The organism is Kitasatospora sp. NPDC127060, assembly GCF_042724935.1.
In the GTDB taxonomy this organism is placed as follows: domain Bacteria; phylum Actinomycetota; class Actinomycetes; order Streptomycetales; family Streptomycetaceae; genus Kitasatospora.
This window is the reverse complement of the sequence record NZ_JBHXEG010000070.1, coordinates 1-18,114: the sequence shown is the minus strand read 5'-3', so window position 1 is coordinate 18,114 and position 18,114 is coordinate 1. Positions and strand designations below refer to the sequence as shown.

General features: G+C 72.6%; 18 protein-coding genes. 9 read left to right on the top strand and 9 right to left on the bottom strand.

Going from position 1 to position 18,114, the window contains the following annotated elements; genetic code table 11:
• Positions 1 to 184 precede the first annotated feature (184 nt).
• Positions 185 to 1,672, bottom strand: coding sequence for an MDR family MFS transporter (locus tag ACFWIS_RS30660; RefSeq protein WP_380458503.1), 1,488 nt, complete (start codon positions 1,670 to 1,672; stop codon positions 185 to 187).
• A gap of 268 nt (positions 1,673 to 1,940) precedes the next feature.
• On the opposite strand from ACFWIS_RS30660, the gene ACFWIS_RS30655 reads away from it, so the two are divergent.
• On the top strand, positions 1,941 to 3,146 hold the full coding sequence (locus tag ACFWIS_RS30655; RefSeq protein ID WP_380458505.1) for a nucleotide disphospho-sugar-binding domain-containing protein: 1,206 nt from the start codon (positions 1,941 to 1,943) through the stop codon (positions 3,144 to 3,146).
• Positions 3,147 to 3,216: 70 nt separating this feature from the next.
• Here ACFWIS_RS30655 and ACFWIS_RS30650 read toward each other — a convergent pair whose 3' ends face one another.
• Complete coding sequence (locus ACFWIS_RS30650; RefSeq protein ID WP_380458507.1) at positions 3,217 to 4,404, bottom strand: cytochrome P450; 1,188 nt, start codon at positions 4,402 to 4,404, stop codon at positions 3,217 to 3,219.
• A gap of 297 nt (positions 4,405 to 4,701) precedes the next feature.
• Here ACFWIS_RS30650 and ACFWIS_RS30645 point away from each other — a divergent pair, with 297 nt between their 5' ends.
• The 3 genes from ACFWIS_RS30645 to ACFWIS_RS30635 all read left to right on the top strand — a co-directional run bounded on the left by ACFWIS_RS30645 (position 4,702) and on the right by ACFWIS_RS30635 (position 7,283).
• Entirely contained in the window at positions 4,702 to 5,952 is a 1,251-nt protein-coding gene (locus ACFWIS_RS30645) for a cytochrome P450 (protein WP_380458509.1), read from the top strand.
• The gene (locus tag ACFWIS_RS30640; RefSeq protein ID WP_380458511.1) at positions 5,949 to 6,248 is read left to right on the top strand and encodes a ferredoxin; all 300 of its coding nucleotides are present in this window, start codon (positions 5,949 to 5,951) and stop codon (positions 6,246 to 6,248) included. The genes ACFWIS_RS30645 and ACFWIS_RS30640 overlap by 4 nt, the downstream gene beginning before the upstream one ends.
• A 129-nt stretch (positions 6,249 to 6,377) precedes the next feature.
• Positions 6,378 to 7,283: an SDR family oxidoreductase gene (locus ACFWIS_RS30635; protein ID WP_380458513.1), complete on the top strand. Its 906-nt coding sequence runs from the start codon at positions 6,378 to 6,380 to the stop codon at positions 7,281 to 7,283.
• On the opposite strand, the gene rfbH is transcribed toward ACFWIS_RS30635, so the two are convergent.
• From rfbH to ACFWIS_RS30620, 3 genes are all read right to left on the bottom strand, one after another.
• Positions 7,255 to 8,556 (bottom strand): lipopolysaccharide biosynthesis protein RfbH, encoded by a 1,302-nt coding sequence (rfbH, locus tag ACFWIS_RS30630; RefSeq protein ID WP_380458515.1) that lies wholly within the window; start codon positions 8,554 to 8,556, stop codon positions 7,255 to 7,257. The genes ACFWIS_RS30635 and rfbH overlap by 29 nt on opposite strands.
• A gap of 216 nt (positions 8,557 to 8,772) precedes the next feature.
• The gene (locus ACFWIS_RS30625; protein WP_380458517.1) at positions 8,773 to 9,399 is read right to left on the bottom strand and encodes a TetR/AcrR family transcriptional regulator; all 627 of its coding nucleotides are present in this window, start codon (positions 9,397 to 9,399) and stop codon (positions 8,773 to 8,775) included.
• A 158-nt stretch (positions 9,400 to 9,557) separates the two neighbouring features.
• A complete protein-coding gene (locus tag ACFWIS_RS30620) occupies positions 9,558 to 10,142 on the bottom strand; it encodes a flavin reductase family protein (protein ID WP_380458519.1) in 585 nt (194 codons plus the stop codon).
• Positions 10,143 to 10,372: 230 nt separating this feature from the next.
• Between ACFWIS_RS30620 and ACFWIS_RS30615 the strand changes: the two genes are divergently transcribed.
• The 3 genes from ACFWIS_RS30615 (at position 10,373) to ACFWIS_RS30605 (ending at position 12,481) form a co-directional block, all read left to right on the top strand.
• The gene (locus ACFWIS_RS30615; protein WP_380458521.1) at positions 10,373 to 10,645 is read left to right on the top strand and encodes a hypothetical protein; all 273 of its coding nucleotides are present in this window, start codon (positions 10,373 to 10,375) and stop codon (positions 10,643 to 10,645) included.
• A gap of 103 nt (positions 10,646 to 10,748) precedes the next feature.
• Positions 10,749 to 11,927, top strand: coding sequence for a serine hydrolase domain-containing protein (locus ACFWIS_RS30610; protein ID WP_380458522.1), 1,179 nt, complete (start codon positions 10,749 to 10,751; stop codon positions 11,925 to 11,927).
• Positions 11,924 to 12,481 carry a hypothetical protein gene (locus ACFWIS_RS30605; RefSeq protein ID WP_380458524.1) on the top strand — a complete coding sequence of 186 codons (558 nt, stop codon included), beginning with the start codon at positions 11,924 to 11,926 and terminating at the stop codon, positions 12,479 to 12,481. The genes ACFWIS_RS30610 and ACFWIS_RS30605 overlap by 4 nt, the downstream gene beginning before the upstream one ends.
• Before the next feature lie 52 nt (positions 12,482 to 12,533).
• On the opposite strand, the gene ACFWIS_RS30600 is transcribed toward ACFWIS_RS30605, so the two are convergent.
• Complete coding sequence (locus ACFWIS_RS30600) at positions 12,534 to 13,922, bottom strand: alpha/beta fold hydrolase (RefSeq protein ID WP_380458526.1); 1,389 nt, start codon at positions 13,920 to 13,922, stop codon at positions 12,534 to 12,536.
• A 192-nt stretch (positions 13,923 to 14,114) separates the two neighbouring features.
• Between ACFWIS_RS30600 and ACFWIS_RS30595 the strand changes: the two genes are divergently transcribed.
• Complete coding sequence (locus ACFWIS_RS30595) at positions 14,115 to 15,104, top strand: helix-turn-helix domain-containing protein (RefSeq protein WP_380458528.1); 990 nt, start codon at positions 14,115 to 14,117, stop codon at positions 15,102 to 15,104.
• A gap of 65 nt (positions 15,105 to 15,169) precedes the next feature.
• On the opposite strand, the gene ACFWIS_RS30590 is transcribed toward ACFWIS_RS30595, so the two are convergent.
• The 3 genes from ACFWIS_RS30590 to ACFWIS_RS30580 form a co-directional block, all read right to left on the bottom strand.
• On the bottom strand, positions 15,170 to 15,979 hold the full coding sequence (locus tag ACFWIS_RS30590; protein WP_380458530.1) for an alpha/beta fold hydrolase: 810 nt from the start codon (positions 15,977 to 15,979) through the stop codon (positions 15,170 to 15,172).
• Positions 15,980 to 16,048: 69 nt separating this feature from the next.
• Positions 16,049 to 16,774: a hypothetical protein gene (locus tag ACFWIS_RS30585; RefSeq protein WP_380458532.1), complete on the bottom strand. Its 726-nt coding sequence runs from the start codon at positions 16,772 to 16,774 to the stop codon at positions 16,049 to 16,051.
• Between the two features lie 41 nt (positions 16,775 to 16,815).
• Entirely contained in the window at positions 16,816 to 17,229 is a 414-nt protein-coding gene (locus tag ACFWIS_RS30580) for an ATP-binding protein (protein ID WP_380458534.1), read from the bottom strand.
• 182 nt (positions 17,230 to 17,411) lie between these two features.
• On the opposite strand from ACFWIS_RS30580, the gene ACFWIS_RS30575 reads away from it, so the two are divergent.
• Positions 17,412 to 18,114: helix-turn-helix domain-containing protein (locus tag ACFWIS_RS30575; protein WP_380524056.1), on the top strand; the 703-nt coding region annotated here is incomplete at its 3' end.

Here is an 18,114-nt window from a genome sequence, read left to right as displayed (position 1 = left end):
CCTCGGGTTGTCGGTTGGACGGGTCAGGTCGGAGCAGGTCGGAGCAGCCGGAGCAGGTCGGAGCAGGTCGGCTCCGAAGAGCTGGGTCGGTACCGGTCCGGGGGCGCCCGCCCGGAGCGCGCCGAGCGGCGCGGACGCGGTCGGCCCGGCGGTGCGGACACCGCCGGGCCGCCGCACGGGCCGGTCAGGCTCCCTGCGGCTGGGCGACCTCGGTCTCCTTCTTCGGCGCCGGCGCGGGCGCCAGCACCGTCTTCGGCAGGAACAGGGTCGGCACGACCGCCAGCGCCAGGAAGCCGACGCTCCACCAGAAGGTGGTGCTGTAGGCGTCCGCCAGACCGGCCGGGGCGACGGTGCCGTCGGGCGCCTTGGTCTGGTCGGACAGCTGGATCTGGAGCACCACACTGATCACGGCGGTGCCCGCCGACAGGCCGAGCTGCTGGAAGATCCGCGAGGCACCGGTCGCCCGGGCGATCTGCTGCGGCGGCAGCCCGACGTAGAGCGCGGTCGACATGGTCAGCACCACCATCGCCAGGCCCACACCGGAGACCAGCATGGCGGTGAGGATGAGGACCCGCGAGGTGCCCGCGTCGAACTGCGTGAAGAAGGCGGAGCCCGCGATGGCGATGACGATGCCCACCGCGCCGACGAGCCGGGGGCCAAGCTTGTTGAACACCCGGCCGAGCAGGACGGAGGTGACCACCGAGCCCACCCCGAAGGCGACCAGCAGCAGACCGGTGCTCATCGGGCTCTCGCCGTGGACCTGCTGCAGGAACAGCGGCTGGATGATGCCGGCACCCATGGTGAGCCCGACCAGCAGCAGCAGGGTGCAGGACGTCGCGAAGCCCCGGTACTTGAACATCTGCATCGACACCAGCGCGTCGACGTTCGGCCGCGCGGCGTGCACGCCGAACCCGGCGAGCAGCGCTCCGCCGACCGCGAGCAGCGCGATCACCTGGCCGCTGCCGAACCCGACCGTGCCCGCCCGGGAGAAGCCGTAGACGACGGCCACCAGACCGGGGACGAGCAGCAGCACCCCGAGCACGTCCAGCTTGGCGGCGGTCTCCGCCCTCATGTTCGGCAGGTTGCGGCCCGCCACCAGGAAGGCGATCGCGCCGATCGGGATGTTGATGAAGAACATCCACCGCCAGTCGAAGCCGTCGACGATGACCCCGCCGAGGACCGGGCCGAGTGTCGGGCCGATCATGCCGGGGATCGCCATCAGGGCGACCAGCTTCGCCCGGTGCTCCATGCCGGCGAGCCGCATCAGCATCGCCTGGCCGACCGGGACCATCATCCCGCCGCCGAGGCCCTGCACCACGCGGGCCACCACCAGCATCCAGATCGAGCCGGACAGGCCGCACAGGACCGATCCGACCAGGAAGACGGCCATCGAGACGATCCACATCGTCCGGGGCCCGAAGCGGTCCGCCGCCCAGCCGGCGAGTGGCATGCCGACCATCAGGGCGAGCAGGTAGGCGGTCACCACCCACTGCAGGGTCGCCACCGAGACCGACAGGTCGTGGGAGAGCGTGTTCAGCGCCACGCTGACCATGGTCCCGTCGAGCTGCATCACCAGCAGGCCGAGCAGGACGACCCCGGCGACCCTCAGCAGCTCGGGTGGTAACCCCTGGCTCTTGCCGGCGGGCTGGACGTCACTCGAACTCTGCGCCATCAGACTCCCTCGCGAACGTCCGCATATCCGGGCCTTTCGATCACGGCAACAGGCTCCCACACGCTTGCGTGCCACGCAACCAATTGCCGATCCTGCAGAAATCTGCTGATCACCTGGAGGTGTCCACCCGGGACCCGACCGCCCGCCCGAACCGCCCGAACCGCCCGGGACCGCCGCCCGAACCGCCGGCCGGGCGGGTCGGGAGGGTTCAGCCCTCCTTTAGCGCGCCGGGCTTCCATGGGCCACCAGCATCCCGAGAGGTGACCCCGTGCGTATCCTTTTCGCCCCGCTCCCCCGAGCTCCCCACCTGTACTTCGTCGCGCCGCTGGCCTGGGCCTGCCGGGCGGCCGGGCACGAGGTGCGGATCGCGGCGCCACCGGACCTCACCGAGGCGGTGGTCCGGGCCGGGCTGACCCCGGCCGAGATCGGCGCCGGACCGCGCGCGGCGGAGCCCGCGGCGCCCACCGCCCCCGGCGGCCGGCCCGCCACGCCCGGCCTCCTCGCCGAGGCGTCCGACGACGAGCGGCGCAGGCTCCTCGACCTCAGGTTCGCCCCGCTGGTCGACACGGCCGTCCGGACCGCCCCCGACCTGGTGCGGTTCGCCGAACACTGGCGCCCCCAGCTCGTCGTCGCCGATCCGATGGCCTTCGCGGCCCCGCTGGCCGCGGCGGCCCTGGACATCCCGCTGCTGCGCCACCTCACCGGGCCCGACATCATGCACCGCACCCACAATCCGATGCACGGGCCGACCACCGGCGACGAGTACACCCCCAACTGGCCCACCGGGCTGGCCGAGCTCTACGCGGAGTTCGGCGCGGCGATCCGCGACGACTACGCGTCGGGCAGCATCGACCCCTGGCCGGGCAGCGTGCAGGTACCGGACGCGCCCGCCCGCATCCCCGTGCGCTTCGTCCCGTACGACGGCGCCGCCGCCGCGCCCGACCGGACTCCGGAGCCGAGCGGCCGCCCGCGGGTCTGCGTCAGCTGGGGCGAGCGGGGCGAGCCCGACGGCGGGGCCGGAGAGGCGCCCGTCCTCACCCGGGTCCTCGACGCGCTCGCCGCCCGGGACGTCGACGTCGTCCTCACCGGCAGCGGGATCGACCGGGTCCGGCACCGCCCGCTGCCGGACCGGATCCGCCTCGCCGACGACCTGCCCCTGCACGCGGTGGTGCCCGCCTGCGGCGCCGTGATCAGCGAGGGCGGCACCAACACCATCCTCACCGCCGCCTCGTTCGGCGTCCCCCAGGTCCTGCTCCCCCTGGTGGAACGGCCGCCCAACGCGGCCAACTTCTGCGAGAGCGGCGCGGGCATCACCCTGAGCGGCACCGGAGCCGACACCGAGGCCATCGGCGCCGCGGTCGACTCGGTACTCGCCGACGGCGGGATCCGGGCCGCCGCCCGGAAGATGCGCGACGAGATCGCCGCCGCCCCGTCGCCCGCCGACCTGGTGCGCACCCTGGAGGAGCTGGCCTGACCGCACCTGCCGGCACCGGCCCGGCGGGACGCCTCCCGGCCTCGGAGGCGTCCCGCCCGCCGGTCGCCGTTCACGACCGCCGAGCGGACACGGTCATCTTCTTGACGCCGTAGAACTCCGAGTCGTGGAACACCGCGTCGCCCGTGGGCCGCAGCTCGCTGAAGGCGTCCAGGAGTCCGTTGAGGGCGATCTCGGTCTCCAGCCGGGCCAGCGGGGCACCGAGGCAGAAGTGGATGCCGTGGCCGAACCCGACGTGGCGGTTCGGGTCACGGTCGATGTCGAACCGCTCCGGCTCCCGGAACTGCCGCTCGTCGTGGTTGGCCGAGAGGATCGACGGCATGACGATCCCGTTGGCCGGGATGACGCCGCCGGCCAACTCCAGCTCCTCGGTGGCGATCCGCAGCGCCCGGGGGAACGGCGGGCGCCACCGGACGACCTCCTCCAGCGCCGCGGGCACCAGGGACCGGTCGGCCCGGATCCGGGCCTCGGCCTCCGGGGTGTCCCCCAGGCAGAGCAGGGTGTTGCCGAGCAGCAGGGTGGTGGTGATGTGGCCGGTGTTGAGCAGCAGGGCCGCGAAGGTGGCCACCTGGAGGTCGGTCAGCCGCTCCCCGTCGAGCTCCGCCGCGGCCAGCGCGCCGAGCACGTCCCCGGTGGACCGCTCCGAGCGCCGGCGCCGGACCTCGGCCACCAGGTACTCGTCGAGCTCCTTGGTGGTGTCCGCGATGGCCTTGGCCGCGGCCTCGTCGGACTCCGAGTCGTCGGCCCGGATGCCGAGCAGCCGGTCGGCGCACTCCCGGAAGAACGCCCGGTCGGCCGGCGAGATGCCGAGCAGTTCGGCGATCACGATGACCGGCAGCGGGTAGGCCAGGTACTCGACGAAGTCGAAGGTGTCGTCCGGGGCGGCGGCCAGCAGCTCCCCGACGATCTCCCGGATGCGGGGCCGCAGGGCGGCGACGGTCTTCGGCGTGAACGCCTGGCTGACCAGCTGCCGCAGCTTCCGGTGGTCCGGCGGATCCTGCCAGGGCAGGTTCGCGCTGAGCTTCTCCTCGCCGAAGACCGGCATGAGCCGGCCGATGTTCGACGAGAAGCGCGCCGGGTCGGAGAACACCTCTTGGACGTCGGTGTACCGGAAGACGAAATAGTGGCCGCGCTCGTCCTGCCAGAGCGGCTGCTCGTCGCGCATGCGCCGCATCCATTCCAGGAGTTCGGCGCCACCGTCGGTGAACAGCGGCATCCGGACGGTTTCGCCCGTGCTCATCACACCTCCCGTATCGGGCCGCGGGATTCCGGCGAATTCCGTTTCGCGGCCCGCGACAGCGGCCCAATTTAGCAACGAAGCGGCGGCCTGTCTCGGGTCGGAATACCCCGGATCGAATATTAGTGAGATTTTAGATTTCACCGTTAGCCTGGCACCCGCCATGGACGAACGAATTCCGACGCACCCGCGGCACCGGTAGTCCCAGGATGCCGGTATTCCCGCGATGTCGGTAATCCCGCGGCGCCGGAAAACCGACGACTCCGGCCGTGCCGCACCGCCGCCGAAACAGGAGCTGCCATGACCGAGGCCACGTCGGCACCGCCCAGTGGCGACCTTCCCCAGGTGCCCGACTTCCCGATGCCGCGCGGCTGCCCGCTCGACCCGGCGCCGATGTACACGCGGCTGCGCACCGAGCGGCCGGTCACCCAGGTCGCGCTGCCGAGCGGGCAGAAGGCCTGGCTGGTCACGAGCTACACGCACGTGCGCGCGCTGGTGACCGATCCGAGGATCAGCTCGGACCACCACCACCCCAACCTGCCGCTGCTCGTCCCGCTCGGCCCCGCCGAGGGGGGCTCCCAGGGCGGGGAGTCCCACGGAATGGGCAACACCCTGGTGGGGCTCGACCCGCCGGAGCACTCCGCGCCGCGGCGGATGGTCATCTCCGAGTTCACCGTCCGGCGCGTCCAGGAACTGCGGCCCCGCATCACGGAGATCGTGGAGAGCTGCATCGACGACCTGATCGCCGCCGGCCCCGGCGCCGACCTGGTGGCCATGGTCGCGGTGCGCGTGCCCTCGATGGTGCTGTCCGAACTGCTCGGCGTCCACCCGCCCGAGCGCGAGTTCTTCCACACCCGCACCTCGGCGATGCTCAGCCGCGCGAGCACCCCCGAGGAACGCCGGACCGCCATGGTCGAACTGGCCACCTTCATCGACGGCCTGATCCGGGAGAAGGAGCAGGAGCCGACCGACGACGTGCTCGGCCGGCTCATCGTGAACAACCGGGAGACCGGGGTGTTCACGCACATGGGCCTGCTCCAGATGGCCTACCTGCTGCTGGTCGCCGGCAACGAGACGACGGCGAACATGATCGCGCTGGGCACCACCGGCCTGCTGGAGAACCCGGCGGTCGTGGCCGAGCTGATCGCGGACCCGAGCCGGATCGGCCGGACCGTCGAGGAACTGCTCCGGTACTTCACCATCTCGGACGTGCTGCTCCGGACGGCCCGCGAGGACATCGAGATCGACGGCGTGACGATCCGCAAGGACGACGGCGTCCTGCTCGGGCTGGGCTCGGCCAACCGGGACGAGAGGGTCTTCGACAGCCCCGACCGGCTGGACATCCACCGGGGCGCGCGGCACCACATGGCGTTCGGCTACGGCATCCACCAGTGCCTGGGCCAGAACCTCGCCCGGGCGGAGCTGGAGATCGTCTTCACCACGCTGTTCGCGCGGCTGCCGGGCCTGCGGCTGGCCGTACCCGTGTCGGAGCTTCCGTTCAAGCAGGACTCCAACACCTACGGCCTGCACGAGCTTCCCGTCACCTGGTGACCGCCTACCCGGCGCCGGCCGAACCGGGCAGCGCCGGGCAGGCCCCCGACGGTCCCGGCAGCCCCGACCACCCCCACCATCCGACCGGAAAGGACACCCCCGTGCGCATCGTCGTCGACCGCGACGTCTGCATCGGCGCCGGCCAGTGCGTGCTCACCGAGCCCCGCGTCTTCCAGCAGAACGACGAGGACGGCATGGTCGAGCTGCGGACCGACCGTCCGGACACCGGCACGGCCGAGACCGTGCTGACCGCCGTCACCCTGTGCCCGTCCCGGGCGCTGTCGATCGAGGCCTGACCGCCCGCAGCGAGGAGGCCGCCGGCCCCGGCGGCCTCCTCCGACGTCTGCCCCGGCGCTCGCCGGTCGTCGCCGGCCGTGCGCCGGCCTCCCCCGACGGGCCGTCGGACACCGATGACGGGAGAAGCCATGGAGACCGAGCAGCCGTCCCCCCTGGCCGGTACCGGCCTGCGCGGCCTGGTCGGCGACCGGGCCGCCGAACTCGGCGGCCGGCACCGCTGGCACCAGCTGGAGTGCGACCTCACGGACGCCGCCGCGGTGGACCGGGCGGTCGCCGGGAGCCCCGCCGAGGTGGTCGCGCACTTCGCCGCGTTCACCGACCTCGACGCGGCGGCGGCGCAGACCGGCGACCGCAGGGGCCCCTGCTACCGGGTGAACGTCGACGGGACCGCGAACCTCGCCGCCGCGTGCCGCCGGCACGGCCGCTACCTGATCCACGTCTCCACCGACTACGTCTTCAGCGGCGACCAGGAGGAGCCGTACCGGGAGACCGACCCGCCCGACCCGCTGGACTGGTACAGCCGGACCAAGCTCTGGGCCGAACGCGAGGTGCAGGAGTCCGGCTGCGCGTTCTCCGTCCTCCGCCCCTCCTTCCCGTTCCGGGCCCGCTACCGGCGCAAGGGGGACCTGGTCCGCACGCTGGTCGACCGGCTCGCCGCCGGGCGGATCCCGCCGATGTTCGACGACACGCTGGTGACCCCCACCTTCGTCGACGAGTTCGCCGCGGCCGTCGAACGGGTGGCGGAACTCCGGCCGCCGGACGGGCTGTTCCACTGCGCGGGCGGCAGCTCGTTGTCCCCCTACGAGCTCACGCTGGCGGTGGCCCGCACCTTCGGCCTCGACGCCGCCCCCGCCGCCCGCGGCCGCCTCGCGGACTACCTGCGCGACGCCGGACGCCCGTACCCGCGCTGGCTGAACGTGTCCAACGAGCACGCGACCCGGGTGCTCGGGGTGCGGTTCTCCCGCATCGAGGACGCCCTGGCGACCATGCGGGACCAACTCGCCCTCAGCGGGGAGCTCCCACGAACTCCCTGATCGAGCCGACCACGTAGTCGATCATCTCGGGGGTGATCCCGGGGTACACCCCGATCCAGAAGGTGTCCTCGGTGACGATGTCACTGACCGACAGGTCCCCCGACACCCGGAACGTGACGCCCGCGTACGCCGGATGACGCGTCAGGTTGCCGCCGAAGAGCCGGCGGGTCGCGATCCGCCGCTCCTCCAGGAACGCCACCAACTCGCGGCGGGTGTACGGCGCGTCCCGCTCGACGGTCAGCACGAAACCGAACCAGCTCGGGTCGGAGCCCGGGGTCGGCTCCGGCAGCAGCAGGCCGGGGACCCCGTCCAGCCCCTCCCGCAGCAGCCTCCAGTTGCGGCGCCGCGCCGCGCCGAACTCCTCGATGCGGCGCAGCTGGGTCACGCCCATCGACGCCTGCAGGTCGGTGCTCTTCAGGTTGTAACCGACGTGGGAGAAGATGTACTTGTGGTCGTAGCCCTGCGGGAGGGTGCCGAGCTCCTGGTCGAACCGCTTCAGGCACCGGTCGTCCTCGCCCGGCTCGCACCAGCAGTCCCGGCCCCAGTCGCGGATCGACTCCACCAGCCGCGCGAGCGCCAGGTCGTTGGTGACCACACAGCCGCCCTCGCCGACCGTGATGTGGTGGGCCGGGTAGAAGCTCACCGTCGAGAGGTCACCGAACGTGCCGGTGAGCTTTCCCCGGTAGCGCGAGCCGACCGCGTCGCAGTTGTCCTCGATCAGGAACAGGTCGTGCCGGCGGGCCAGTTCGGCGACCTCCTCGGCGGCGAACGGGTTGCCGAGCGCGTGCGCGGTCATGATCGCCCGGGTGCGCGGCCCGATCGCGGCGGCGATGGCCTCCGGTGTCGGGTTGTAGGTGCCGAGTTCGACGTCGACGAAGACCGGCACGAGCCCGTTCTGGAGGACCGGGTTGACGGTGGTGGGGAAGCCCGAGGCGGCGGTGATCACCTCGTCGCCGGGGCGCAGCCGCAGGTCCCCGAGCTGCGGTGAGGTCAGCGCGGTCAGCGCGAGCAGGTTCGCCGACGACCCCGAGTTGGTCAGGTGGGCCTTGCGCCGCTTGAAGTACCTGGCGAGGTCGCGCTCGAAGCGGCGCGCGCTCGGCCCCGCCGCGATCCGCATGTCCAACGCCGCCTCGACCAGCGCCGCCCGGTCCTCCTCGTCCAGGACCGCGCCGGAGGTGAGCACCGGTGTCTTCCCCGGGACGAACTCTCCGTCGGTCTGGCTGTGGTGGTAGTCCCTTACCAGCTTCAGGATCGCTTCCTTGTCCTCACCCATGTGGTGGTACCTCCGTAGCCGTTGTCGGTGCGGCGCGTTCCCGCCGGGCGGATCGAGGGCGTGGCTCGGGTCTGCCGGGGCTCCCGGCAGACCGGGGGTACAGGTGTTTCGACCGGCCGGGCCGGCAGGAGCTCCGGGCCGGTCCGGGCCGGTCCGGGCAGCGGGCACCGGCGGCGCGACCGATCGGCCGGGCGCTCCCCAGTGCAGTCGCGCGGGCTAAAGGACGGCTGAAGGACGGTCGCCGTGGCCGCCGGGGCCGATCGCCAGGGCGTGGCGCAGGGCCTCGCGCAGCACCTCGGCGAACGACGGGGCGTTGGTGCTGCTGAGCCAGTACCGGCCGGCCACCCGGACCGCCCCGGCGACCACGGCTGCCGTCACCGCCGGGGCCAGTTCCCAGCGTTCGGCGCCGGTGCGCTCGGCGATCGCGTCGGCCAGCGGCTCCTCGGCCATGCTGAACGCCTTCAGCGCCTCGCCCTGCAGGGCGGGCGTGGACATGATCATGGCGAGCCCGGCCCGGTCGGGTTCGGGGTCGGCGAAGACCTCGACCACCACCGCGATGATGGCCTCACCGAGCGGCTCCTCCGCGGGTCTGGCCCGCAGCGCCCCGCCGAGGCGGCGGGACTGGTCGGTCTGGGCGGCACAGATCGCCTCCTCCCGACTGGAGAAGTAGTTGTTGTACGTCCGGGGGGCGACTCCGGCGGCCTCGGCGATGTCGCGCACCCGGACCAGGGCCAGCCCGTCGGGGCCCTTCTCCACCGCCAGCCGCAGCGCGGCGGCACCGATCGCCTCGCGGGTGGCCTGCTTGGTGCGGGCCCGCATGTCCAGGGGTTCGTCTGCGGTCATGGCTGGTCAGGGGGCTGGCCGGAACGTTCCGGACGATCAGCCGGCCCCCGTCCTCCTCTCGTCGCCCGAAGCCTACGCACTGGCCCGGCCCGCTCGGACACCCGCTCTCCCTGCGGGCCGGTGCCCGACCCCCGTCACCAGGACGCCCTCGGGCAGGCTCACGACGGGGCCTCCGCGGTGGTGTCGACCGGCGCCGGGGCGACCGCGGTGAACCGCCCGTAGCCGCCGCGGAACAGCACCAGCGGCCCGGCCTCGGAGGTGTCCCCGGCCTTGGCGAGCCGGTGCACCCGGGCGACCACGATCATGTGGTCACCCGCCGGGTGCTCGGCCTCCACCGAGCACTCCAGCCAGGCCAGCGCACCGTCGAGGACCGGCATCCCCGAGGGCGACGCCGACCAGGCCACCCCGTGGAACTTGGAGTCCCCGCTGGCGGTGGCCAGCCGCCGGGCCTGCCCGTACTGGCCGGCCGCCAGGAAGCAGATGCCGTGCTGCCGCCCGCCCCGCACCCGGGGCCAGCTGGTACTGGTGTGCGCCACGCAGAACGCCACCAGCGGCGGGTCGAGCGAGACGGACGTGAACGAGCTGACCAACAGCCCGACCGGCACCCCGTCGTCCATCCCGGTCACCGCCACCACACCGGTGGCGAAGTGGCCCAGAACCCGCCGGAAGTCGGCCGGGTCGAGCGCGTCGTCCCGGGGCTCGTCCAGCAGGTCGTTCAGTGCTTCGATACGGTTCGCTGCCATCCGGATCCTTCCACGGGTGCTCCCTGAACCGCCGTCCTGGCCGCTGTCCCGGCCATGTTCTCCGGCAGGGCTAATACAGGCCTTGCCTCCGGCTAGGGTCTGTCCGGCTCAGAGCCTCCGCCCGCACGTCCGGGGTGGACGGACGCACTTAGCCCCGACTTAGCGGCCGTTCCGAGAATCGACCTCCACGGGCTGGGAGACCGGCGCCGACGGACGGTGGAGGAATCGCAATGCCGCACCGCGCGAGATGGCGCATCGCCCCCGCAGCTCTGCTCCGCTGGTGGCAGGGGGTCGGAGACCTGGCGTACCTGATGGGCTGGGCATCCCCGCCCCACGACCACCGTCCGGGCGCCGCACCCGTGCCCGACGCCGACGGCGCCGCCCCGCACCCCGCGCCACCCCCGGCCCTGCCGCCCGGCCACCCCGAACGCCTCGCCACCGACCGCATGAGCCCCCTCGAACGCCGGCTCTGGGAAGAACTCGTCCTCCGCTTCCCCCGCTGATCCCCCGTCGGCCCCCGGAGGCCCGCCACACCCGCCCCATCCGTCCCGGGCCGGCCAAAACCCTTCGTCACGGCCGTCTCGACGCCGTACCGTGGTCCGGTCGATGATCTTGGCGCGGGAAGGGCGGGCACACGGCATGCAGCAGTACCAGGGGTGGGTCGACGAAGGCTACGGCGCCGTCGCGGACGCCTTCGCCGGCAACTTCGCCGAGTTCCCCGAACTCGGCTCCGCCGTCACGGTTTTCGTCGGCGGCCGCAAGGTGGTCGAGCTGTGGGGCGGCACCGCCGACGAGCGGACCGGCCGGGCCTGGGCTCAGGACACCGTCGTCCCCGTCTTCTCCTGCGCCAAGGGCGCGGTCAGCATCAGCGCCCTGCTCCTCGCCCAGCAGGGCCGGCTGGACCTGGACGCCCCGATCGCCCGCTACTGGCCCGAGTTCGCGCGCCACGGCAAGCAGGGGATCACCACCCGGATGATCCTCGGCCACCGGGCGGGGATCCCCGTCCTGGACGCCTCGCCCTCCTTCGAGGAGATCGCCGCATGGACGCCGGTGATCCGCGCGATCGAGCAGCAGCTGCCGCTCTGGGAGCCGGGAACCACCTACGAGTACCACGGCCATGTGCTCGGCTTCGCGGTCGGCGAGGTGATCCGCCGGATCACCGGACTGACCCCGGGCGCGTTCCTGCGCAAGGAGATCTCCGAGCCGCTCGGCGGCCTGCCGCTGTGGATCGGCCTGCCGGAGAGCGAACTCCCGCGCCTGGCGCGGCTGGTGGAGGCTGACGGGCGCCGCCCGATGCCCGGGCCGGAGCACCTGCTGACCCGGATCGTCACCATGAACGGCGCCCTGGTCTTCCCCGGCCTGGACGTGCCGCACGGCTGGAACGACCCGGCCCTGCACGCGATCGAGCTGCCCGGCGCGGGCGCCGTCGCCTCCGCCACCGGTCTGGCCGGCCTGTACGCGGCCGCGGCCACCGGGCTGGACGGCGGGCCCCGGCTGCTCTCGCCGGACACCGTGACCGACGCGCTGCGCGAACTCTCGTCCGGCCAGGGCTTCCTGGGCTTCGACATGGGCGCCCGCTGGGGCTCCGGCCTGCTGCTCGACTCCCCCGCGTTCCGCCCGCTCCTCGGCGCGCGCAGCTTCGGCAACGATGGCGCGGGCGGCCAGTTCGCCTTCGGGGACGACGAGTTCGGCGTCGGCTTCGCCTACGTGGCGAACCGGATGATCGGCCACGGCGACGCCCGGGCCAACCGGCTGATCGAGGCGGTGCGCGGGTGCCTGGGGTGACGGACTTCCTCGACCGGCTCACCCGGCTCTTCGCCACCGGCGCCCTGGGTGAACTGCGCTACGGCGCCCCGCTGTCCGAACTCTCCGCGCGCTACGGCGACCCGTGGGACGGCGGCCGGATCCACCGCGAGCGCCGTTGGCCGCACGCCTTCGGCTTCGGCGACGTGCTCACGGTGTTCTGCCGCTGCCGGCAGCTCCGCTCGGTGTCCCTGGCGACCTGGCAGGGTGAGCTCGACCTCCCCGTGGACGGCGGCGGGACGCGGACCTACCGGACCGCCGTCGTCGAGTCCGAACTGACCGCCGCGCTCACCGCGGCGGGCTGCACGTGGCGGACGGTGGAGTACGAGAACCTGCCCGACCAGCGGACCTTGGAGTTCTCGCCCGTCGAGGACGTCTGGGTGGCCCTGATCCTCACCGACCGCGAGAACCGGGAGGACCCGCCGCTCGCGGACTGGATGCTCTACAAGGTGATGATGTGGGGCTGGGACCACGTCGACTGCCCGGGCCCCGACCCGTCTCTCCCGGACGACGGCTGGGGCGCGTCCGAACGCTGAGCCGGCGCGGGGCCGTTCCGTCCCCTGTGCGGAACGGCCCCGCGCGGACCGGCTACTTGAGCAGGAAGTCGTAGACCGCCTGCCGCCCGGCCGGGTCGGCCGCCCGGGTCTGCACCGAGTGCGCCGCACCCGGGACGATCACGACCTTCGGGTCGTGCGTCAGCGTCGCCTGCTGGTACAGCCACTCGTACGGGGTGGAGAGGTCCCGGTCCCCGCCGAGCAGCAGCACCGGCACGTTCGGCAGCTTGCGGTGCGCCGGCGGCAGCGGCGGCACCTGCTCGCGCGGCCAGTCCAGGCAGACCAGCAGGCTGCCCAGCCCGGTCGCGGTGGCCGGGTCGTACGGCCAGGTCTGCTCGGCCGTCAGGTTCTTCCGGGTCCGCTCCAGCGCGGCCGCCCGGCCCGCCACGGGGGTGTCCGAGGAGCCCCACGGGTAGCGCCCGTCGGCGCACAGGGTGGCGGCGTGCAGGCCCTGGCTGAGCAGTTCGGCCGGGGCGGCGTCGTTCCTGTGGACGTCGTCGATGAAGGCCTGGAGCTTCTGCGGGTTGCCGCCGGCCGCTTCGTGCAGGGCTTCCGGCACCCCGCCGTAGTCGGGGTCGGCGAACTCGTAGCTGGTGAGCGCGTCGAGGATCTGCGCGCCGTTGCCGTACTTCCGCACGGTGGCGGCGAGGTCGGCGGCCGGGTCGGTGGTGCAGCCGGTGGCCTGGCAGGCGGTGCGCAGCACCCGGGCGGTGGCGGGCAGCGCGACCAGGTCCATCGGGTCGTAGCCGCCCTGCGGCACGACCGAGTCGAGCACCAGCCGGTCCACGTGCGCGGGGTGGGCGAGGGCGTAGCGCTCGGCGACGAAGGTGCCGTAGGAGACGCCGTCGAGGGTGAGCCGGCGGTCGCCGAGGGCCTGGCGCAGCAGGTCGATGTCGCCGACGGTGTCGGCGCTGCTGTAGTAGCGGGCGTTCGGGCCGAGGGCGGTGGCGCAGTCGGCGATGGACTGCTTGCGGGGCACGGCGAGGTCGGAGGATCCCATGTCCTCCTGGAGGCCCGGGCACTGGAGCGCCCGCTGTCCGGTGCCGCGCTGGTCGTACATGACCAGGCGGTAGTCCTTGAGGACGGGTTCCAGCTTGCTCGCGATCTTGCGCATCAGCGGGACGCCGGGCTGGCCGGGGCCGCCGGCGAGGAAGAGCAGGTCGCCCTTGGGGGCGTCGGCGTTGCCGGTCATCGCCACGTCGATCTGGAGGGTGCCGGGCGTGCGGCCGCTGTGGTCGAGTGGCACGGTGAGGGTGCCGCAGGTGAATTCGGGCGCGCTCTGGCAGGGTGCCTGCCCGGTGATGCCGCCGCCGTGGTGCTGCGGTTCGGCCGGGGCGGCGACGGCGGGGCCGGCCAGGGTGGTGCCGGCGACCACCGCGACGGCGCCCAGCAGGGCGGCGACGCGGCCGCGCGTGCTCGTCATGTTCGTCGGGGTTCCTTCCGCTCGCGCCGCGTCCGTGCTGGCGCGGTCACGGGAGAAGCCTGCGCCGGGGCGACTTCGAAGGCGAGCATTCGTGCCAGGATTCGACCAGGGTCGAAGGGTTGACGACCGAAAGGGCGACAAAGCCGACCGTTCCGGCGGGCAGGAAGCCGACCGGACAGAGGGGTGGACAGCATGATCCGGCTCACGATCGACTCGACCGGGCTCGCCCGCACCCGGTTCGTCGTCTCGCCGTTGCACGAGGCGGTCAACACCCTGATGGCCTCCGGCCTCAACTCCCGTACCGGCCCCTACGCCTGGGTGGGCCGGACCCGCCGGGTGCTGCGGCGGGAGGGGCTGGAGCTGCTGTCCGGGCTCGCGCTGGAGCGGTCGGGGGGCTACATCCCCGACTTCCTCTCCCCCCACCCGACCGGCCCCGAGCCGACGGTGGCGGAGCAGCTGGAGGCCGTCCGCCGCACCCCGCCCGAGCGGGTGCGGGCCGAGCTCGACACCGCACTCCACGGCCTGGCCTCGGCGAAGCTGAGCGGTCGCCAGCTGCCCGACGTGGTGCTGCGCACGCTGGCGCGCGGCCCGCGCCACTTCGCCGAGCGGGTCGCGGACGAGCTGGGCCGGTACTGGGAGGCGGCGCTCGCCCCGCACTGGCCGGACGCCCGGGCGGTGCTGGACGCCGAGATCGACCGGCGCGGCCGCCACCTCGCCCGGTACGGCTCCGGCTCGCTGTTCAACTCCCTGACACCCCGGCTCTCCTGGGCGGACGGGCTGCTCCGGCTGGAGAGCCGCTTCGAGGTGAACCTGCCGGCCCGCATGGTGCTGCTGATGCCGACGCTGGTGAGCCAGGAGATCCACGTGATCCTCGACCCGGTCGACGGCGTGGACCGGGCGCCGACCCTGATGTACCCGATCACACCGTCCGTGCCGGTGCCCCGGGCTCCCGCGCCCGCCCTGGCCCAGCTGGTCGGGCCGACCCGGGCGGACCTGCTGGCCGCACTGGTCGACCCGACGACCACCGCCGCCCTGGCCGCCCGGCACTTCCTCAGCGCCGGAACGGTCTCGTACCACCTGGGGGTGCTGCACCGCTCGGGGCTGGTCAGCCGGGTGCGCAGCGGGCGGGAGGTGCTGTACCGGCGGACGCCGCGCGGGGAGGAGCTGGTGACGGCGCGCTGAGGAGCGCACCGCGAAGGGCGTATGAGCGGGCGTGTGCTCCTGATCTCGCGCCCCTCAGGTCCCTTTCACACCGACGCGCGCGGGAGCACCACCCGCACCCATTCCTCCGGCTGCGACAGGTGCGGAGCGTGACCGGCGCCTCGGTAGAGGTGGCGTTCCGCCTTCTCCAGGGCGAGGTCGATGATGTCCAGCACCTCGCCGTACATCGGCGGACTGTCGTCGCTCTGCGTGAGCAGCACGGGCTCGTTGAAGTCGCCGAGCGCGGTCAGGTCCAGATCCAGCGCGTCCGGGTCCCGCAGCTCGTCCAGGTAGGTCGGGGCGTTGCGGATGAAGGTGTGCCGCACCGGCGCGGGCAGCTGGGCCCACGCTCCCGGTCCGAAGGCGACCGTCTCCACGAACAGCTCCGCCGCCGCGGCCGACTCCGCCTGCTCCAGCAGCTCCCGGACGGCGGCGATCCGGCCGGCGAGTGCGGCGGCGATCGGCCGCAGCTCCGGGTCGGTGAGCAGGACGCCGGTGCCCGGCGGCTCGTGCACGGCGATCCCGCGCAGCAGGTCGGGGCGGACGGAGGCGAGCCGCAGCGCGATCAGCGCGCCGTACGAGTTCCCGCAGACGAAGGCCGGTGCGAGCCCGAGGCCCTCGATCAGCCCGGCCAGGTCTGCGGCGTCCTCGTGCACCGAGCCCTGGGTCAGCGGGTCCTCGCTGCGGCTGTGGCCCCGGCGGTCGTAGGCGACGACGGTGGTGGACTCGGCGAGACCCGGCATCACCCGGGCCCAGGTGTCACCGTCGGTCCACGAGCCGTGCACCAGGACGACGCCGGGGCCTTCGCCTCGGGCCTCGTAGTGCAGCCCGACCCCGTTCACCCTGATCTCGGCCATCACGAGCCTCCCGATGTCGGCGGTGCTCCCTCACCAGCCTGACACAGGCGCGCGGAACGGACAGTCCGGTCAGATCGGGGACTCGAAGAGGTGCGGCTCCCAGTGGCCGAGCCAGGAGGAGGTGGAGGAGGGCTGGTCGAGGCCCTCGGTGGACTCGTCGTAGGGGAGGAAGGAGGTGGGCGCGAACCAGCCCTCGCCGGGGTCGATGCGCAGGCGGAGCAGGCACAGCGGGCGGTGCAGGGCGAGGTAGGTGCGCAGGTCGCCGGTGGAGGGGTGGTGCTGCTCGTAGCGCTCCTGGACGCAGCGGCAGATGGTCAGGATGTCGGTGTCGGCGAGGAGGAGGTAGCGGGGGCCGGGGCCGAGGTTCACGCACAGTCGTCGGCGGGCCTTCCGGCGCTCGCCGTAGCGCAGGTTCTGGTGGTTGTCGACATGGAGGCCGGGGCGTCGGCCCGACTCGGGGAGGACGTGGGTGGTGGACTGCCCGGGCGGGTCGTCGGTGTCACCGAGGGTGATCGGGAGCGGGTCGCCGAGGGTCTCGACCATCGCGGCGACGGTGTCGCGGTCGGTGACGGTGTCGGGGAGCCGGAACAGTTCGATCAGACCGGAGGCGGGGGTGAAGTAGCCGGGGGCGAACCGCTCGGGGTAGCCGCCGGGCAGGGGCTCCCAGGCGGCCGGGTCGGGGACGACGGCGCAGGTCTCGTAGTCGGGCTCGAAGTAGAGCCGGCGGGGGCGGCCGTAGTCGCAACGGGCGTGCAGGGCAGCGGGGTTGCGGAAGGCGATCGCGGCGGGGTGCATGGCGGGTGGACTTCCTTGCGGGGTGGTCGGTGGGGTGGGGGTCAGGCGAGGAGGACGCGCGCCCAGACGCGCTTGCCCGAGCCCCGGCGGACGACGACGCCGAAGTCGAGCGAGAGCTCGCGGACGAGCTGGATGCCCCGGCCGCCCTCGTTGAAGCGGCGCAGCCGGGGCTTCTGGAGCGGCAGGTCGAAGCGCGGGTCCCACACTTCGAGGCGGCAGTCGCCGCCGAACTCCTGGAGGTAGAGGCGGACTTCGCCGTCACCCTGGCAGGCATGGACGACGGCGTTGGTGACGAGCTCGGAGCCGATCAGGACGAGGTCGTCGACCTTGTCGCCGCAGTAGCCCCAGAGGGCGAGTTGGTTGCGGATGTGGCGACGGGCGATGCGGACCGATGTGGAGTGCTCGGTGAGGGTGAGCTCGGAGGTGCGGAGGAGAGGTGTGCTCAACGCGGACATGGGTGCCCCTTCGCTTCGACACGACGTCAGGTACGTGTCTGTGCGGTCACGTTGAGTGTGGAGGAGTTCGATTTGAGTTTGCAACCCAAACAGCTCCAAAGGAGAAACAAATTAGTTGATCTTGATCGTGGCTAGACTGGACCCACACCCAAGGGAGGGCAGCGTTGGGCACGGACCCGTCAGTGATCAGGAACATCCGACTCGGAGAGGAACTGCGGCAGTGGCGGCTGGAGAACAACAAGACGCTGGCCGAAGTCACCGCCGGCTTGAGAGGCTGGAATCCGGCCCGGCTGAGCAAGATCGAGCGAGCCCGTCTACCAGTGAGCGCAGCCGACTTGGCCGCCTACCTGGACCATTGCGGAATCAGCGGGGATGACCGTGCCGAGATCGAGCACCTCGCCACCGACGGTCCTTCGAAACACTGGTGGGAGGACCACGAGTTCGCCGACACCATCAGCGCCGCGTTCGCGGAGTTCCTCGGACTCGAAGCCGATGCGACACACATGCTCGACTACTACCTGTCCGCGTTCCCCGGCCTGCTCCAGACCGAGAGCTACGCGCGAGAAGTGATCGCCGCCGGTCTCGACGGGCTCAGCGACGACCAGAGTGAAGCCGCCGCAGAGATCCGAGTCCTACGCCAACGGCGGCTGACCGAGGAACCCCGGATCAACCTGGAGGCGTACTTCGGCGAGGTCGCTCTTCTGGTCGGCGGCGATCGCGACATTCTGGCTGGTCAGATCCGTCATGTCATAGAGGTGGCACAGCAGTCGAACGTAACCCTGCGCATGGGCCCGCTGAGCGCAGGTCGCCAAGCAATGCTCTCTTCCGGCCTCACACTGATGCACTTCTCCGGTGAAGAGAGCTTCGTCTTCATCGAAGCCGCCG

What these genes read in the sequence shown, in the direction of transcription:
- ACFWIS_RS30615 (WP_380458521.1), top strand. Translation starts at nt 10,373, where the DNA reads ATGCCGCACCGCGCGAGATGGCGCATCGCCCCCGCAGCTCTGCTCCGC.
- ACFWIS_RS30590 (WP_380458530.1), bottom strand. Translation starts at nt 15,979, where the DNA reads ATGGCCGAGATCAGGGTGAACGGGGTCGGGCTGCACTACGAGGCCCGA.
- ACFWIS_RS30625 (WP_380458517.1), bottom strand. Translation starts at nt 9,399, where the DNA reads ATGACCGCAGACGAACCCCTGGACATGCGGGCCCGCACCAAGCAGGCC.
- ACFWIS_RS30660 (WP_380458503.1), bottom strand. Translation starts at nt 1,672, where the DNA reads ATGGCGCAGAGTTCGAGTGACGTCCAGCCCGCCGGCAAGAGCCAGGGG.
- ACFWIS_RS30635 (WP_380458513.1), top strand. Translation starts at nt 6,378, where the DNA reads ATGGAGACCGAGCAGCCGTCCCCCCTGGCCGGTACCGGCCTGCGCGGC.
- ACFWIS_RS30650 (WP_380458507.1), bottom strand. Translation starts at nt 4,404, where the DNA reads ATGAGCACGGGCGAAACCGTCCGGATGCCGCTGTTCACCGACGGTGGC.
- ACFWIS_RS30600 (WP_380458526.1), bottom strand. Translation starts at nt 13,922, where the DNA reads ATGACGAGCACGCGCGGCCGCGTCGCCGCCCTGCTGGGCGCCGTCGCG.
- ACFWIS_RS30620 (WP_380458519.1), bottom strand. Translation starts at nt 10,142, where the DNA reads ATGGCAGCGAACCGTATCGAAGCACTGAACGACCTGCTGGACGAGCCC.
- ACFWIS_RS30645 (WP_380458509.1), top strand. Translation starts at nt 4,702, where the DNA reads ATGACCGAGGCCACGTCGGCACCGCCCAGTGGCGACCTTCCCCAGGTG.
- ACFWIS_RS30585 (WP_380458532.1), bottom strand. Translation starts at nt 16,774, where the DNA reads ATGCACCCCGCCGCGATCGCCTTCCGCAACCCCGCTGCCCTGCACGCC.
- ACFWIS_RS30595 (WP_380458528.1), top strand. Translation starts at nt 14,115, where the DNA reads ATGATCCGGCTCACGATCGACTCGACCGGGCTCGCCCGCACCCGGTTC.
- ACFWIS_RS30610 (WP_380458522.1), top strand. Translation starts at nt 10,749, where the DNA reads ATGATCTTGGCGCGGGAAGGGCGGGCACACGGCATGCAGCAGTACCAG.
- rfbH (WP_380458515.1), bottom strand. Translation starts at nt 8,556, where the DNA reads ATGGGTGAGGACAAGGAAGCGATCCTGAAGCTGGTAAGGGACTACCAC.
- ACFWIS_RS30580 (WP_380458534.1), bottom strand. Translation starts at nt 17,229, where the DNA reads ATGTCCGCGTTGAGCACACCTCTCCTCCGCACCTCCGAGCTCACCCTC.